This window comes from Lentzea sp. NPDC059081 (genome assembly GCF_042738015.1).
Classification (GTDB): Bacteria; Actinomycetota; Actinomycetes; order Mycobacteriales; family Pseudonocardiaceae; genus Lentzea.
The window spans coordinates 34654-48941 of the sequence record NZ_JBHYGW010000025.1 but is presented as its reverse complement, the minus strand read 5'-3'; the positions used below and the strand labels follow the sequence as shown (position 1 = coordinate 48941).

The window sequence follows — 14288 nt, the reverse complement described above, 5'->3', positions numbered from 1 at the left end:
CCAGCGCACCTCCGAGCTCCCCGCGAACATGGGTGTTGCCACGGATGGACACGTGGCGCCCTCGCCAGTCAGCCTCGCAGGCGTGGCGGGAAGTGATCACGGAAAGGCGGCGCGCGTGTCGTTGTTCGGGCGGATCTTCCTGCTCAACGCCCTGGTCCTGGTGGCGGCGGCCGCCGTGCTCGTGTTCGGGCCCGCGACGGTGTCGACGCCGGCGCTGCTCAGGGAGGTGCTGGTGCTGGCGGCCGGGCTGGCGGTGATGCTCATCGCCAACGCCCTGCTGATCCGGGTGGGGCTGGCGCCGCTCGGCAGGCTGACCAGGGCCATGACCACCATCGACCTGCTCAAACCGGGACCGAGGTTGCAGGCCAGGGGGCACGGGGAGATCGCGGAGCTGATCACCACGTTCAACAGCATGATCGACCGGCTGGAGGCCGAGCGCGGGTACAGCTCGGCCATCGCGCTGTCGGCCCAGGAGTCCGAGCGGCGGCGGGTGGCGCAGGAGCTGCACGACGAGGTGGGGCAGTCGTTGACGGCGGTGTTGCTGGGGCTCAAGCGGGTGGCCGACCAGTCGCCGCCCGAGGTGTGCGAGGAACTGGTGCAGGTGCAGGAGACCACGCGCAGCACGCTCGACGAGATCCGCAGGATCGCGCGGCGGCTGCGGCCGGGGGTGCTGGAGGAGCTCGGGCTGGTGAGCGCGCTGAAGTCGTTGACCACGGAGATCACCACGCAGACCGACCTGACGGTGAAGCGGTCGTTCGACAAGAACCTGCCGAAGCTCGACGCCGAGACCGAGCTGGTGGTCTACCGGGTGGCGCAGGAGGGGCTCACGAACACGGTCCGGCACGCCGACGCCGGGAAGGTCGAGCTCAGCCTCAAGTCGCGGACGTCGCACGTCGAGCTGCGGCTCCAGGACGACGGGCGGGGGATCGGTGCCAGCCAGGAGGGCGCGGGGATCCGGGGGATGCGGGAACGGGCGCTGCTGGTCGGCGCCGAGTTGGCGGTGGGGCCCGCCCAGCCGAGGGGCACCGAGGTGCGCCTCGTGGTGAAGGCGGCCGAATGACCGTGCGCATCCTGCTGGCCGACGACCACGCGCTCGTGCGGCGCGGCGTCCGGCTGATCCTCGACAACGAACCGGACCTGGAGGTCGTGGCCGAGGCCGGCGACGGCGCGGAGGCGATCACCAGGGCCAAGGCCGACCAGCCCGACCTCGCGATCCTCGACATCGCCATGCCCCGGCTGACCGGGTTGCAGGCCGCCCGCGAGCTGTCCCGGATCCAGCCGGACCTCCGCATCCTCATGCTCACCATGTACGACAACGAGCAGTACTTCTTCGAGGCGCTCAAGGCGGGCGCCTCCGGGTACGTGCTCAAGTCGGTGGCCGACCGCGACCTCGTCGAGGCGTGCCGGTCGGCCATGCGCGGCGAGCCGTTCCTCTACCCCGGCGCGGTGAGCTCGCTGATCCGCAACTACCTGGACCGGGCAAAGGAGGGGCTGCCGCCGCGGACGATCACCGACCGCGAGGAGGAGATCCTCAAGCTGGTCGCGGAGGGCCACTCGTCCAAGGAGATCGCCGACCTGCTGGTGATCAGCGTCAAGACCGTCGAGCGGCACCGGGCCAACCTGCTGCAGAAACTCGGGCTCAAGGACCGCCTCGAGCTCACCCGGTACGCGATCCGCGCCGGGCTCATCGAACCCTAGGAAACTCGAGTGAACGTCGAAGTGACGCCCCTGCCCGGCATAGGGGTCAGGCAGGACTTCTCCATCCGCTCCGGCCGCCGGATCGGCGTGATCACCTACCGCGACGGGAAGTTCGAGCTCATCCTGTCCAAACAGGACGATCCAGACGCCACCGCGGCGTCGATCCCGCTCGCGCCGGAGGAGGCGGGGACGCTGGCCGGGTTGCTCGGCGCGCCGCAGCTCGTGACGCAGCTCGACAAGCAGCACCGCGACATCGCCGGGATCTCGACCCGCCAGCTGCCGGTCACCGCGTTCGCGAGCCGCACCCTCGGCGACACCGGGCTGCGCACCCGGACCGGCGCGTCCATAGTGGCCGTCGTGCGGGCGGGCAACGCGCATCCGTCGCCGGGTCCCGACTTCCTGTTCGAGAACGGCGATCTCGCGGTCGTCGTCGGCACCGCGGAGGGGCTCGATGCCGCCGCGGACATCCTGACGGGCGGCTGAGCAACGTGCACGACACCACGATCGCGCTGATCCAGCTCGGTGCGGTCTTCTTCGGACTCGGTCTGCTCGGCCGCCTCGCCTGGAGATTCGGCATCTCGCCGATCCCCCTCTACCTCGTCGGCGGGCTCGCGTTCGGCTCCGGCGGGCTCATCCCGTTGCACGGCATCGAGGAGTTCGCCCACCTCGCCAGCGAGATCGGCGTGGTGCTGCTGCTCCTCCTGCTGGGCCTCGAATACTCGGCGTCCGAGCTCACGACGGGCTTGAAGAAGTCGTGGATGGCGGGCGTCCTCGACATCGTGCTCAACGCCGCGCCCGGTGCCATCGTCGCGCTGCTGCTCGGCTGGGGACCGGTCGGCGCGCTCGCGATGGCCGGCGTCACCTACATCTCGTCGTCCGGCATCATCGCGAAGGTCCTCGGCGACCTCGGCCGCCTCGGCAACCGCGAGACACCGGTGATCCTCTCGGTGCTGGTGTTCGAGGACCTCGCGATGGCCGTCTACCTGCCGGTCCTCACGGCGGTGCTCGCGGGCGTCAGCTTCCTCGGCGGCCTCACGTCCGTCGGCATCTCGCTGCTCGCGATCACCGTGGTCCTGGTGGTGGCGCTCAAGTACGGCCGGGTGATCTCGGCGATCGTCGACAGCCCCGACCACGAGGTGTTCCTGCTCAAGCTCCTGGGCTCCGCGCTCCTCGTCGCGGGCATCGCCTCGGAGCTGCAGGTGTCCGCCGCCGTCGGCGCGTTCCTCCTGGGCATCGCGATCTCCGGCTCCACCGCCGAGAACGCGACCCGCCTGCTCGAACCGCTGCGAGACCTGTTCGCCGCGATGTTCTTCGTCGTCTTCGGCCTCAACACCGACCCGCGCACGATCCCGCCCGTGCTCGGCATGGCGGTGCTGCTCGCGGTGATCACCACGCTGACGAAGGTCGCGACGGGCTGGTGGGCCGCCCGCCGCCAGGGCATCGGGAAGATGGGCAGGGCCCGCACGGGTGCCGCGCTCGTCGCCCGCGGCGAGTTCTCGATCGTCATCGCCGGGCTCGCCGTCGCGTCCGGTCACGTGAGCGAGCAACTGGCCGCGCTCGCCACCGCGTACGTGCTGCTGATGGCGATCATCGGTCCCATCGCCGCCCGCTACGTCGAACCGGTCGGCGAGTTCTTCCTGCGCCGCAAGGAGGCTGCCGCGCAGTGAGGTGGCCGGCACTCCTGCTGGCCCTGCTGCTGGCGTTCGTCGGCACGAGCGCGCGCGACACCGCGGCCGACCAGCCGGGATCGGGGCTCAACGCCCCGGTCTCGGCCGTCCACGTGCACACGACGGGCTCGCCGGACGCCTGCTGGGCGTTGGTGAGCGGTGCGAGCGTCCCGCGCCCGCCGTGCACACCGGCGCTCGCCGTCGTGGCGGGGGCCGTCAGCGTCGAGGGAACGACCTCGGGTCACCGGTCGAGCCGGGCACCGCCGTTCGCGGCCGCCCCGACTCCCCGCAACTCCCTTTGACCTGAGGAAAACCACCGATGTCGATCGTTGCTGCCGTGTTGCTCGTCGCGTCCGTCCTGTTCGCGATCGGAGCGTTCGTGGGGATGGTGACCAGGAAGGACCCGTTCTACGGCGTCGTCGGGCTGGTCACGCTGTGCGTCCCCAGCTCGATGCTGGCCTTCACCTACCTGGTGGTGGCCTGATCCGCGGGCCGGTCGAGCCGGGCGAAGCCGCGCGCGACGCCCAGCTCGACCAGGTCCTGCGGCCGCAACCGCAGCTGGTCGGCCGTCCGCCGCGCCTGCGACGGGTCGCGCTTCAGGATCGCCGCCGCCAGCTCGGGTGAGATCACCGCGAGGTAGCTGTCCGGCGTCACCCACATCCGCTCCGGCGAGGCGAACGCCAGCGCGCCACCGGATCCGCCCTCCCCGATCAGCAACGTCGTGACGGGCACCCGCGCCGCGGCGATCGCCGTGAACATGTCCGCGATGGCCGCCCCCACGCCCGCCTTCTCCGCCGCCACGTCATTGGCCGCACCCGGCGTGTCGACGAGCGTGAGCACCGGCACGCCGAGCCGGTCGGCGAGCCGGACGAGCCGCGCCGCGGTCCGGAACCCGGCCGGTCGGGTGGCCGTGCCGCACTGCGCCGCGTAGGCGAACGTGACCCCGTCGCGGTGCCCGAACCCGCACAGCACACCGGGATCGACGCCACCGGCGCGGTCGCCGTTGATCGGCTCGTGCCACTCGAAGTAGGCCGCCAGGTAGTCCTTCGCGTGCGGGCGGAGCGTGGTGCGGGCACGCTGCACGGCGTCCCAGCCGGTGTCCGGCACCGTCGTGGCGCCCAGTGCGGACGGCACGGGAGCGGCGTCCCGAGCCGGTGTGGTGAGCAGTCGCAGCCACCGCTCCAGCCGCGGGCGCAGCTCCTCCGCCGGCATCAGCTGGTCGACCAGACCGGCCGCGAACTGCTGCGACACCGAGTAGCCCGGCGGCCGCACCCGCGACCCGGCGAACCCCACCTGGGCACCGCGCAGGCCCAGCACGACGTCGGCGCCCGCGCCGAGCGTCGCCCAGCCGCCGCCGGTCGTCGGGTCGCGCAGCACGGCGACGTGCGCGAGCCCGGCCTCGCGGTGCAGCGTGAGCTGCCGGGCGATCCGGGGGAGCTGCATCAGGGCGGGCGTGCCCTCCTGCATGCGGCTGCCGCCGGTCGCGACCAGGGAGACGACCGGGACCCGCAGCTCGCGGGCCTTCGTGAACGCCTGCTCGACGCGGGCGCCGGTCCGGGTTCCCAGCGAGCCGCCGAGGAACCCGAACTCGAACGCCACGAGCACGGCCGTGACGCCGCCGATCTCCGCGACACCGCAGACGACGGACTCGCGTTCGCCGGTCTGGGCGGCGGCGGACGCGAGTGCGTCGTCGTAGCCGGGCCACCCGAGCGGCCCGTCGGTGCCGCACGGTCCGGTGTCGTCCGGCAGTTCCGCGAACTCCGCCGCGACCTTCCCGATCAGCGCGCGGGCGGGCTCACGTCCCGAGGGCACGCTTCATCACCTTGCCCATGTCGTTGCGCGGCAACGACTCCACGAACCGCACCCGGCGCGGGCGCTTGTGCGGCGTCAGCAACCGCGCCACGTGGTCGGACAGCTCACCGGCGTCCGGGGCGTCGCCGGACGGCACGACCCAGGCGACGATCCGTTCGCCGAGGTCGTCGTCGGGTTCGCCGGTGACCGCGACCTCCTTCACCGCCGGGTGCTCCAGCAGCGCGTTCTCGATCTCCCCGGCGCCGATCTTGTAGCCACCGCTCTTGATGATGTCCGTGGCCTTGCGCCCGACGATCCGGTAGTAGCCGTCGTCGTCGCGCGTGCCCACGTCGCCGGTGCGGAACCAGCCGTCCGCGAACGCCTCCGCGGTCGCGTCGGGCCGGTTCAGATACTCGGTGAACAGGTTCTGCCCGCGCACCTGGATCTCGCCCACCGCACCGGTCTCGTCCAGCACCGCGCCGTGGTCGTCGACGAGCCGCACCTCGACGCCGGGCAGCGGCAGACCGACCGCTCCGGGCCGCCGGTCGCCGGACGCGCGCACGCTGGTGTTCATCAGCGTCTCGGTCATGCCGTACCGCTCGACGACCCGCTGCCCGGTGGCGGCCGCGATCCGCTCGTGGTCGCGCACCGGCAGGGCGGCCGACCCGGACACCAGCAACCGGGCCTGCTTCAACGCGGCCGCGAGCTCCGCGTCTCCACCGACCTCCTCCGCGATGCGGTGGTACATCGTCGGCACGCCGAACATCATCGTGCCGTCGGCGTCCAGCGCCCGCGTGACCTGGTCGGTCGAGAACTTCCCGAGGTGGTGCAGGGTTCCGGCGAGCCGCAGCGGACCCAGCACCCCGAGGATCAGCCCGTGCACGTGGAACAACGGCAGCGCGTGCACCAGCACGTCGTCCGCGGTCCACTCCCACGCCTCGGCCACCGAGTCCAAAGTGGACAGGATCGCCCGCCGCGGCAGCACCACGCCCTTCGGCGACCCGGTGGTGCCCGACGTGTAGACGATCAGCGCCGGCGCCTCGGGACCGGGCTCGGCCGGCAGCTCGACGGGGTCGCCGTCGAGCGTCACGTCCCGGCGCGGCACCGAGTCCAGGCCCGCGGGCAGCGCCACCCCCGGCGCCGCGAGGACCGAGGCGGGCGCGCTGTCCGCCACGATGTGCGCGAGCTCCCGTTCACCGACCTTGGGGTTGAGCGGCACCGCGGGCACCCCGGCGAGCAGCGCCGCGACGACCGCCACGCACGTCTCGATCGTCGGCGTGGCCCAGATCGCCACCCTGGGCGACCCGGCGAGCTGCCGCGCCAGGGTTCCGGCGCAGGCGGCCAGCTCGGCGTGGGTCAGGGCGCGGTCGCCGAAGCGGAGTGCGACGCGGTCGGACTGCAGTGTGAACAATGGACTCACCAGATTCCCGGGACGACGAGGACGAGCCACACCAGCGGCGGCGCTGCCGCCACCATGATCCCGCCGTAGACCATGAGCTGCTTGAAGAACCGGTCGCGGTCGACGTCCTGGGCGCCGGCGAGCACCAGGGCGCCGTTGGTGGAGAACGGGCTCACGTCGACCACCGTCGCCGACACCGCCAGAGCCGCGATCAACCCGACCGAGCTGACCTCGCCCTGCAGCAGGAACGGCACGGCCAGCGGGATGAGCGCGCCCATGATGCCGACCGACGAGGCGAACGCCGACACGATCGCGCCGATGTAGCAGATCAGCAGCGCGGCGAGCAGGGGAGTGCCGACCCCGGCGACCGAGTCGCCGGCCCACTTGATCGTGCCCATCGTCTGCAGCACCGCGACGTAGGTGAGGATGCCGCAGATCAGCAGCACGGTCGGCCAGGTGATCTGGGTGATGGCCTGCTTGGACGTCTCCGGCCACACCACGCTGAGCAGCACGGCGACCGTGATCGCGGCGAGGCCGACGTCGAGGTCGAACACGAGCGCCGCCACGACGAGCGCGACCAGTCCGGCGAGGGTGGCGATGCGCGGCGTGGTCAGGGTGAGCCGCTCCTCGACCACCTTGGTGTCCGCACCACCGCCACCACCGTCAGCACCACCGCCGGCACCGCTGACCTCGACGTCCTCGTCGGCGGTCTGGGCGTTCAGCGGGTGTCGGGCCAGCTTCATCCCGCCCAGCACCACGAACACCACGGCGGCGATCACCAGGTTGACCACGAGGCTCGCCAGGAACAGCACGATCTCGCCGCCCGGCAGCCCCTCCTTCGCCACGATGCCGTTGACGATCGTCCCGTAGATGCTGATGGGGGAGAACCCGCCGGCCTGGGCGCCGTGCACGACCATGACGCCCATCAGCAGCGGGTTGATCTTGTACTTGGCCGCGAACCCCATCGCGATCGGCGCCACGATCGCCACCGCCGCCGGGCTGACCGCGCCGATCGCCGTCAGCACGCCGGTGATCGCGAACATCACCCACGGCATCAGCGCGATCCGCCCGCCGACCAGCCGGATCGCGACGTGCACGAGCCAGTCGGTGGTGCCGTTGGCCCGCGCGATGGCGAACAGGAACGTCACCCCGACCAGCACGACGAAGAGCGACCCGGGGAACCCCTTGAAGATGTCGTCGGTCTTCATGTCCGCGACCAGCGTGCCGACCCCGAAGGCCGCGGCGAACGCCAGCGCTCCCATGTTGATCGACCGCGTCGTGGCGATGACGAACACCACGACCAGCACGAGTATCGAGATCAGTTCGGCGGACATGCAGGGCTCCCGTCGTTGGGGCTGTCCGGATAGTGGCCGAGTGGCTCAGCCACTTTCCGCCCAGCTTCCACCCGCTGTCAAGAGGTGGCCTAGTGGCTGAGCCACTCGGCCGGATATCCTGGGCAGATGTCCGAGGCACTGCGGCCCATGGTCAAGTCACGCCTGTACGAGCAGGTGCTCGAACGCCTGCGCGCACACGTGAGCGAGGCCGGGCTGAAGGCAGGGGACAAGCTGCCCGCCGAGCGCGACCTCGCGGCGAGCCTGGGCGTGAGCCGCGCGTCGGTCAAGCAGGCGATCGTGGTGCTGGAGGTCCAGGGCCTCGTCGAGGCACGTCACGGCGGCGGCACCTACCTCGTGCGCGACACCCTCGACGTCGAACCGGTCGAGCAGCTCGTCGAACGCCGCAAGCGGCTCCCGGAGGTCCTGGAGGCCCGCGAGGCGCTGGAGACCAAGCTCGCCGAGCTGGCCGCCGAACGCCGCACCGACGCCGAGCTGGAGGACATCGAGCAGGCGCTCGTCTTCATGCGCGAGGAGATCGCGAACGGCGACAACGGCGTGGAGGGGGACCGCCGTTTCCACGCCGCCGTCACCGCCGCCGCGCACAGCTCGCTGCTCGCGGACTTCATGAAGACGATCGCCACCCAGATCACCGAGAGCCGCACGGAGTCGCTGCGCCAGCCGGGGCGTCCGTCCCGTTCGCTGGCGCAGCACACCGCGATCTACGAGGCGATCGCCGCGGGCGACGGCAAGAAGGCCGCCGCGGCGATGCGCAAGCACGTGCGCACCGTCGCGAAGGTGCGCCTGCTCACCTGGGTGCCGGAAGACTGACGAAGATCAAGACTTCAGCTCGGACAGGTCGTCCTGCTGACGGTCGGACCGTCTGACGCGCCGGCGGACGATCAGGACGACCACCCCGGCCGCGACCACGAAGCACGCGATGGCGGCCCCGCGCCCTGCCCACCTGCTCGCCGCGGCGAGCGACCCGCCGGCGGCGTAGCCGACCAGGACGTTGGTGGACATCCAGGTCACCACGCCCGCCGCCGAGTAGGCCGTGAACACCGGGGCGGGAAGGCCGGACGCGCCCGCCGACAGGGGCATGCAGGTGCGCACGAACGGAATCCAGCGCGCGAAGAACACGGCGGGACCGCCCCGTCCGCGCAGCAACGACTCGGCGCGGTCGAGATAGCGCGCCGCCCGGCTGGAGGCGCGGACCGTCCTCCTCGTGTGGAGGGTCCGTCCCGTCCAGTACGCCACCTGGTCACCGGCGATCCCCGCCGCCACGCACACCGGCAGGGAAAGCGTCAGCGGCAGCACACCTTGGTAGCCGAGGAGTCCCACGACGAGCAGGGTGCTCTCGGCCGGGACCGCGAAGCCGATCAGCACCGCGGTCTCGACGAACATCAGGAGCGCCGCGACGAGCAGCAGCGTGTGCGGGGGCAGCTTCGCCACCGTGTCCACCCAGTCGGTGAACACGGCGTCAAGCCTTGCTCGGAGTCGCCGGGGAGGGTGGGAGGAGGGCGGTGGGGAGGCTCATGCGGGTCTGCTTTCTGCGGTGCGGACCAACGAGAGCGCCGGAGACCGTGCGCCGAGTCCACTGTGGCGTCTGCGAGCAGCCAGCCGGTGAAGTGCAGGTTGCGGATGAGGCGGTTCACCCGATCGCCTCACCGGGGCGCCGGTGTTCAGTCGTCGAGGACCCTGGCGAGGAGCATGGTGGCCGGACCGAAGCCGGCCCGCCGGTAGAAGGGCACCGAGCGTTCGCTGGGTGAAAGGACGATCCGGGCGCAGCTGCGGGCCCGTGCGTGCGCGACGGCCGCGTCGAGCAGGGCAGTGCCGATGCCGCGTTCGCGGTGGGCGGCGAGCACGAACGCGTTGCCCAGGTACGGCCGGCCGGCCCGGCTTCGGCATCCGCTCGAACAGGGCGAGGTTCACCATCCCCACGGCGTGGCCGTCTACCTCGGCCACGAACGCCGTCCGGCGCGGCGCTTCCGCAACACACCACTGCCGGTCCGTCGGACCACCGCAGGAACTGGAGGAGTCATGATCCGACCCTCCTCTCCAGCCGGACCCGGACCGCCTTCGGCATGTGCAGCATCGAGATCCGCGCCCGCGCCGGCTCACCGACCGCCGTCCACCGCCAGGTCCGCAGCACCTGGCTCAGCACGATGACCATCTCCGCGAGGGAGAACTGCATGCCGATGCAGAGCCGGGGCCCACCGCCCCACGGCACGAAAGCGCCGCGGGGGAACGACTCCGCTGCCCACCGGTCGGGGTCGAACCGGGTGGGGTCGGGGAAGACGGCGGGGTCGCGGCCGAGCTGGTAGGCGCTGTAGGCCACGTTCGTCCCGGCGGGCAGGTGGTGTCCGCCGAGCGTGGTATCCCGGGTGGTGACGCGGGTCAGCAGCCAGGTCGGCGGGTGCACGCGGAGCGACTCGTGGAGGACGTGGGTGATGTACGGCATCCGGTCGACGTCCTCGCCGGTGGGGTCGCGGTCGCCCAGGACGCGGTCGGCCTCCTCGGCGGCTCGGCGCTGGATCTCCGGGTGGTGTGCGAGCAGGTCGACGGTCCAGGACAGCACCGTCGAGGAGCTCTCGACGCCGGCGAGGTACATGCTGATGAGCTCGTCGTGGATCTGCTCGGGGCCGAGGCCGCTGCCGTCGGCGTCCCTGGCGGCCAGCAGCAGTTCGGGCACGTCCTGCTCGGCGTGGGCGACCGGGCAGGACGGCTTGCCCGCCAGGGTGACGGAGTCCTCGATGGCCTGGTGCACGCGGCTGGACGCGCGCTTCCACTCCGCGCCGACGGTGAAGCGGCGCAGCCGGGCCGGGGTGATCAGCTGCCTCAGCCATCCCGTCGCGATGGTCGAGACGTCCTCCTGCAGCTGCTCGAACTGCTCAGGGCTGATCCGGGAGGAGAACAACGTCGCCGTGGTCTGCCGGCGGATGATCGCGTGCAGGGCGGTGCGGGCGTCGAGGACCTGACCGTCCTGCCATGAGCTGATCAACGGCGCGCTGTGGGCGACCATCAGCCGCGAGTAGCCCGGCATGCGGGAGCGGGCGAACACCGGCTGAACGAGACGGCGGTTGCGCCGGTGCCTGGCGTGCGCGCACGTGATCAGGCCGTCGCCCATGACGGTGCGGACCTGGTCGAACACCGCGCCGCCGCGGTCGTACACGTCGTCGTGGACGAGCATCTCCTGCACGAGGTGCGGGGCGCACACGACGTAGATCGGCAGCGTTCCGACCTTCAACCGCACGAGGTCGCCGTGAGCGCGCAACGAGTGCAGCAAGGACCACGGCCGCAACAGGCGCAGGGCGTGCCCGACGAGCGGGAGATCGCCGGGCGCGGTGGCAACGTCAGACGTCATCTCGGTAACCCGTCCTCGAGAAGGTTCGGGGCCGCCGCGTCCTCACCGACGACCACTCTGACTTGGAACGACGAGTCCTCCAGCTCCTGCACCTCGCCGTACCGCGTCTCGTCGGGCACGTGCGCGCGAGCCATCCCGAGGTGGTGCGCGCAGGCCAGTTCCTGCCACCACGTCAGGTCGGGCCGGTGCGCACGGGCTCGGTCCAGGTCGGCCAACCGCCGGCGCACGATCGACAGGTGCATCGCGGCGAGTTCTCGCGCTGCGGAAACCCTTGTGGTGGAACGCTTGTCGGCGATCAGCGAGCAGAGGTTCGGCACGCCGCGCCGCTCGTCCCTCGCGACCGAGGTGACGTCGTTGAACGCCACCATGTAGTCGTGCTTCGCGAAGACGTAGGCGTTGCGGACGTACGAGGTCGTGTGCTGCTCGGGGCTGAGTTCCTTATGGTGCACGAACTCCAGGAGGTCCAGCCAGGCCGCGGCTCCCGTGCCGTCCGGCCGGCGCCGCACGTAGTCCTCATAGGACTCCCGCCGTCCGCGCTCCGGTAGCCGGGCGTTGTCGTACCAGGTGTTCAGATTGCCCAGGAAGCGCCGGAACCAGCGTTCGCTCATCCCGCTGTCCCGCAGCTCATCGCCCAGCTTCCGCCACTCCTGGAAGTAGGGGTCGGTGGTCGCCGGGGTGTCGCCGCGCAGAGCCGCGAACACGGCGGCGGTGTGGTGTTCGGAGATGCCCCACTGTTCGCCGATGTCGTCGTCCATCGTCCACAGCGTGAGGAGTTTCGCGATGGTGAGCAGTCGTTCCGGCCGGCCACGCGGGTAGGAGTGGCAGGCGAAACGCTCGGCGTGGGTCAACGGACGCAGCTGCCCTGCCGGATGACCGCTCGGCATCAGCGTTGCGCCACACGCCCAGTCACGCACTCGGCCGCCCACCGCGGTCAGCAGGTCGGGGTCGGGAGGGACGTCCCACGTTCGGGGATACCACATGTCCACCATCAGGAGCTCAGAACGATCGGTTGCCGTCATCCAAAGTGTCCGTCTCATCTGGCCGGATGTGATGAACTGCGCCGCTTCTCCTGTCTACCACTGGGGATGGGCACGCGCTACGGTGACCGCAACCGCAGAACCTGTTGCGGCAGAAGAATTTACTGACTCCATTTCAGGAGTGGCCGAATGACGCTCGCGGGTAAGTCGGTGCTCGTCACGGGAGCAGCGCAGGGGATCGGAGCGGCGATCGCCGAGCTGTGCGCCGATCAAGGTGCGGCTGTGGTGGTCGTCGATGTGCAAGAGGCACAAGGAGAAGAGCTCGCGAGGAGCATCAACGCCCGCGGGGGTGAATGCTGCTTCGTCCGAGCGGACGTCACCCGTGCCGCCGAAGTGGACGCTGCCGTTCGTCTTGCGGTGGAGCGGTACGGCCGGCTGGACTGCGCCGTCAACAATGCCGGGATCGACGGGGAGAGGTCCTTGTTGCACCTTTCGTCGGACGACAACTGGGCCGCCGTTCTCGCGGTCAACCTCACCGCGGTGCGCCTGTGCATGAAGTACGAGCTCGCCCGGATGAACGAGCAGGGGTCGGGTGCCATCGTCAACGTCTCCTCCGCTGCGGGGCTCGTCGGCGTCGACCAAGGACTGTCCGCCTACGTCGCGGCCAAGCACGGAGTGGTGGGCCTCACGCGTGCGGCCGCCCTGGAGTACGCGAAGAAGGGCATTCGCGTGAACGCGGTGTGCCCGGGAGTCGTGCGGACTCCCATGCTGGACGCCCTGCTGCGGGACGGCATCGTCACGAACGAGTTCGCGGAGGGCATGCACCCGTTCGGCAGGCTGGCCGAGACCGCCGAGGTCGCCGAGGCCGTGGCCTGGTTGTGCTCCGACGCCTCCTCGTTCGTCACGGGACACCCGCTCGCCGTCGACGGGGGCCTCGTCGCGGGCTGACCCGCTGAGCCCCTCGCCCTCACGCCGAAGTTCCCCCGACCTCAGGAGGCGGCTTTCATGGACGAGAAGAACGACCAGCCGGTCCCGCCCGCGCTGCGGATGATGGCCATGGTGACCGGGTTCCAAGTCTCCCAGGCACTGTACGTCGTCGCCGAGCTGGGCGTGGCGACCGCACTGGCCGACGGGCCGCTCCCGTGCGCGGAGCTGGCCGAGAGGGTGGGGTGCGACCCGGACGCACTCCGTCGCATCATCCGGTTCCTCGCGTCGGCAGGAGTGTTCCAAGTGGACGGTGACTCCGTCCGGGCCACCCCGCTGGGCCTGACGCTCGCCGATGGCGCACCCGGTTCCATGCGCGACATCGCCCGGTACTTCATGCAGACCCACTACCTGCCGTTCACGGATCTCCTGCACACGGCGAGAACGGGGGAGAACGCGGCACAGCACCACCTCGGCATGCCCTTCTTCGACTGGGTGAACAAGTCTCCGCACCTGGTCGAGCTGCAGAACCGCGCCATGGCGGCGGGCGCGGGAGGGCGGGACGAGGCGTTCTTCGCCGGTTACCGCCTCCCGCCCGGTGACGTGGTCGTCGACGTCGGGGGCGCGGACGGCAGCGTGCTCGGCCACCTCCTCGCGCACGAGCCGGACCGGCGGGGTGTCGTGCTCGACCTGCCGGACGTGATCGCCGCGGCCCGCGACGAGCACGCGGCCTCAGCGGTCGCGGACCGGGTGGACCTGGTCGCGGGGGACTTCTTCGACGAGGTGCCGGCGGGCGACGTCTACTTCCTGTCCGTGGTGCTGCACAACTGGGACGACGACTCCGCGGGCCGAATCCTGGCCACCATCGCGGCGGCGGCGCCCGGCGGAGCCCGAGTCGTGCTCCTCGAGACGGTGCTGCCGGAGGGGGAGATTCCCGTCTTCGAGGCGATCCTGGACCTGACCATGCTCGCCGTGCTGAACGGACGGGAGCGCACCGCATGCGAGTGGCAGGTCCTGCTCGAGCGCAACGGGTTCGCTCTCGACCGCATCGTGGAGACCGCGACCCCGTTCTCGTTCGTGGAGGCCACGCTCGCCGCGCGGTAGGCACGTCCGCGTTCTGGGGACTGGAAGACACCG

Annotated in this window: 16 protein-coding genes; 9 read left to right on the top strand and 7 right to left on the bottom strand. The window is 71.1% G+C overall.

The window, feature by feature from the left end; all coding sequences use genetic code 11:
* The first annotated feature begins 82 nt into the window (after positions 1-82).
* From ACFWV3_RS36110 to ACFWV3_RS36085, 6 genes are read left to right on the top strand one after another with little or no spacing between them, the layout of a single operon-like run.
* Positions 83-1060: a HAMP domain-containing sensor histidine kinase gene (locus ACFWV3_RS36110; RefSeq protein ID WP_382418208.1), complete on the top strand. Its 978-nt coding sequence runs from the start codon at positions 83-85 to the stop codon at positions 1058-1060.
* Positions 1057-1698, top strand: coding sequence for a response regulator (locus tag ACFWV3_RS36105; protein WP_382418206.1), 642 nt, complete (start codon positions 1057-1059; stop codon positions 1696-1698). The genes ACFWV3_RS36110 and ACFWV3_RS36105 overlap by 4 nt, the downstream gene beginning before the upstream one ends.
* A 9-nt stretch (positions 1699-1707) precedes the next feature.
* Entirely contained in the window at positions 1708-2181 is a 474-nt protein-coding gene (locus tag ACFWV3_RS36100) for a cation:proton antiporter regulatory subunit (RefSeq protein WP_382418204.1), read from the top strand.
* 5 nt (positions 2182-2186) lie between these two features.
* The gene (locus ACFWV3_RS36095; RefSeq protein WP_382418202.1) at positions 2187-3365 is read left to right on the top strand and encodes a cation:proton antiporter; all 1179 of its coding nucleotides are present in this window, start codon (positions 2187-2189) and stop codon (positions 3363-3365) included.
* Positions 3362-3667 (top strand): hypothetical protein, encoded by a 306-nt coding sequence (locus tag ACFWV3_RS36090; RefSeq protein ID WP_382418200.1) that lies wholly within the window; start codon positions 3362-3364, stop codon positions 3665-3667. The genes ACFWV3_RS36095 and ACFWV3_RS36090 overlap by 4 nt, the downstream gene beginning before the upstream one ends.
* Positions 3668-3684: 17 nt before the next feature.
* Positions 3685-3849 carry a hypothetical protein gene (locus ACFWV3_RS36085; protein ID WP_382418198.1) on the top strand — a complete coding sequence of 55 codons (165 nt, stop codon included), beginning with the start codon at positions 3685-3687 and terminating at the stop codon, positions 3847-3849.
* Here ACFWV3_RS36085 and ACFWV3_RS36080 read toward each other — a convergent pair.
* The 3 genes from ACFWV3_RS36080 to ACFWV3_RS36070 are packed head-to-tail and all read right to left on the bottom strand — an operon-like array spanning position 3831 to position 7889.
* Positions 3831-5177: a carboxyl transferase domain-containing protein gene (locus tag ACFWV3_RS36080; protein ID WP_382418196.1), complete on the bottom strand. Its 1347-nt coding sequence runs from the start codon at positions 5175-5177 to the stop codon at positions 3831-3833. The genes ACFWV3_RS36085 and ACFWV3_RS36080 overlap by 19 nt on opposite strands.
* The gene (locus ACFWV3_RS36075) at positions 5161-6579 is read right to left on the bottom strand and encodes an acyl-CoA synthetase (protein ID WP_382418298.1); all 1419 of its coding nucleotides are present in this window, start codon (positions 6577-6579) and stop codon (positions 5161-5163) included. The genes ACFWV3_RS36080 and ACFWV3_RS36075 overlap by 17 nt, the downstream gene beginning before the upstream one ends.
* Positions 6573-7889, bottom strand: a complete 1317-nt coding sequence (locus tag ACFWV3_RS36070) for an SLC13 family permease (RefSeq protein WP_382418194.1) — start codon at positions 7887-7889, stop codon at positions 6573-6575. Before ACFWV3_RS36070 ends, ACFWV3_RS36075 begins: the two co-directional genes overlap by 7 nt.
* 126 nt (positions 7890-8015) lie before the next feature.
* Here ACFWV3_RS36070 and ACFWV3_RS36065 point away from each other — a divergent pair, with 126 nt between their 5' ends.
* Positions 8016-8717, top strand: coding sequence for a FadR/GntR family transcriptional regulator (locus ACFWV3_RS36065; protein WP_382418192.1), 702 nt, complete (start codon positions 8016-8018; stop codon positions 8715-8717).
* 6 nt (positions 8718-8723) lie between these two features.
* Here the strand turns inward: ACFWV3_RS36065 and ACFWV3_RS36060 are convergent, their stop codons facing one another.
* The 4 genes from ACFWV3_RS36060 to ACFWV3_RS36045 form a co-directional block, all read right to left on the bottom strand.
* The gene (locus tag ACFWV3_RS36060; RefSeq protein WP_382418190.1) at positions 8724-9362 is read right to left on the bottom strand and encodes a DedA family protein; all 639 of its coding nucleotides are present in this window, start codon (positions 9360-9362) and stop codon (positions 8724-8726) included.
* Between the two features lie 206 nt (positions 9363-9568).
* A complete protein-coding gene (locus ACFWV3_RS36055) occupies positions 9569-9751 on the bottom strand; it encodes a GNAT family N-acetyltransferase (protein WP_382418188.1) in 183 nt (60 codons plus the stop codon).
* A 173-nt stretch (positions 9752-9924) separates the two neighbouring features.
* On the bottom strand, positions 9925-11250 hold the full coding sequence (locus tag ACFWV3_RS36050; protein WP_382418186.1) for a cytochrome P450: 1326 nt from the start codon (positions 11248-11250) through the stop codon (positions 9925-9927).
* Positions 11247-12230 carry a terpene synthase family protein gene (locus ACFWV3_RS36045; RefSeq protein WP_382418184.1) on the bottom strand — a complete coding sequence of 328 codons (984 nt, stop codon included), beginning with the start codon at positions 12228-12230 and terminating at the stop codon, positions 11247-11249. The genes ACFWV3_RS36050 and ACFWV3_RS36045 overlap by 4 nt, the downstream gene beginning before the upstream one ends.
* A gap of 186 nt (positions 12231-12416) precedes the next feature.
* Here ACFWV3_RS36045 and ACFWV3_RS36040 point away from each other — a divergent pair, with 186 nt between their 5' ends.
* Both ACFWV3_RS36040 and ACFWV3_RS36035 read left to right on the top strand, forming a co-directional pair.
* A complete protein-coding gene (locus ACFWV3_RS36040) occupies positions 12417-13175 on the top strand; it encodes a glucose 1-dehydrogenase (protein WP_382418182.1) in 759 nt (252 codons plus the stop codon).
* Positions 13176-13232: 57 nt separating this feature from the next.
* Positions 13233-14255, top strand: coding sequence for a methyltransferase (locus ACFWV3_RS36035; RefSeq protein ID WP_382418180.1), 1023 nt, complete (start codon positions 13233-13235; stop codon positions 14253-14255).
* Positions 14256-14288: the final 33 nt, after the last annotated feature.

Bases quoted from the DNA above. Each gene is read 5' to 3' on its own strand.
- ACFWV3_RS36070 (WP_382418194.1), bottom strand. From the start codon at position 7,889: ATGTCCGCCGAACTGATCTCGATACTCGTGCTGGTCGTGGTGTTCGTC.
- ACFWV3_RS36105 (WP_382418206.1), top strand. From the start codon at position 1,057: ATGACCGTGCGCATCCTGCTGGCCGACGACCACGCGCTCGTGCGGCGC.
- ACFWV3_RS36085 (WP_382418198.1), top strand. From the start codon at position 3,685: ATGTCGATCGTTGCTGCCGTGTTGCTCGTCGCGTCCGTCCTGTTCGCG.
- ACFWV3_RS36035 (WP_382418180.1), top strand. From the start codon at position 13,233: ATGGACGAGAAGAACGACCAGCCGGTCCCGCCCGCGCTGCGGATGATG.
- ACFWV3_RS36045 (WP_382418184.1), bottom strand. From the start codon at position 12,230: ATGTGGTATCCCCGAACGTGGGACGTCCCTCCCGACCCCGACCTGCTG.
- ACFWV3_RS36050 (WP_382418186.1), bottom strand. From the start codon at position 11,250: ATGACGTCTGACGTTGCCACCGCGCCCGGCGATCTCCCGCTCGTCGGG.
- ACFWV3_RS36040 (WP_382418182.1), top strand. From the start codon at position 12,417: ATGACGCTCGCGGGTAAGTCGGTGCTCGTCACGGGAGCAGCGCAGGGG.
- ACFWV3_RS36065 (WP_382418192.1), top strand. From the start codon at position 8,016: ATGTCCGAGGCACTGCGGCCCATGGTCAAGTCACGCCTGTACGAGCAG.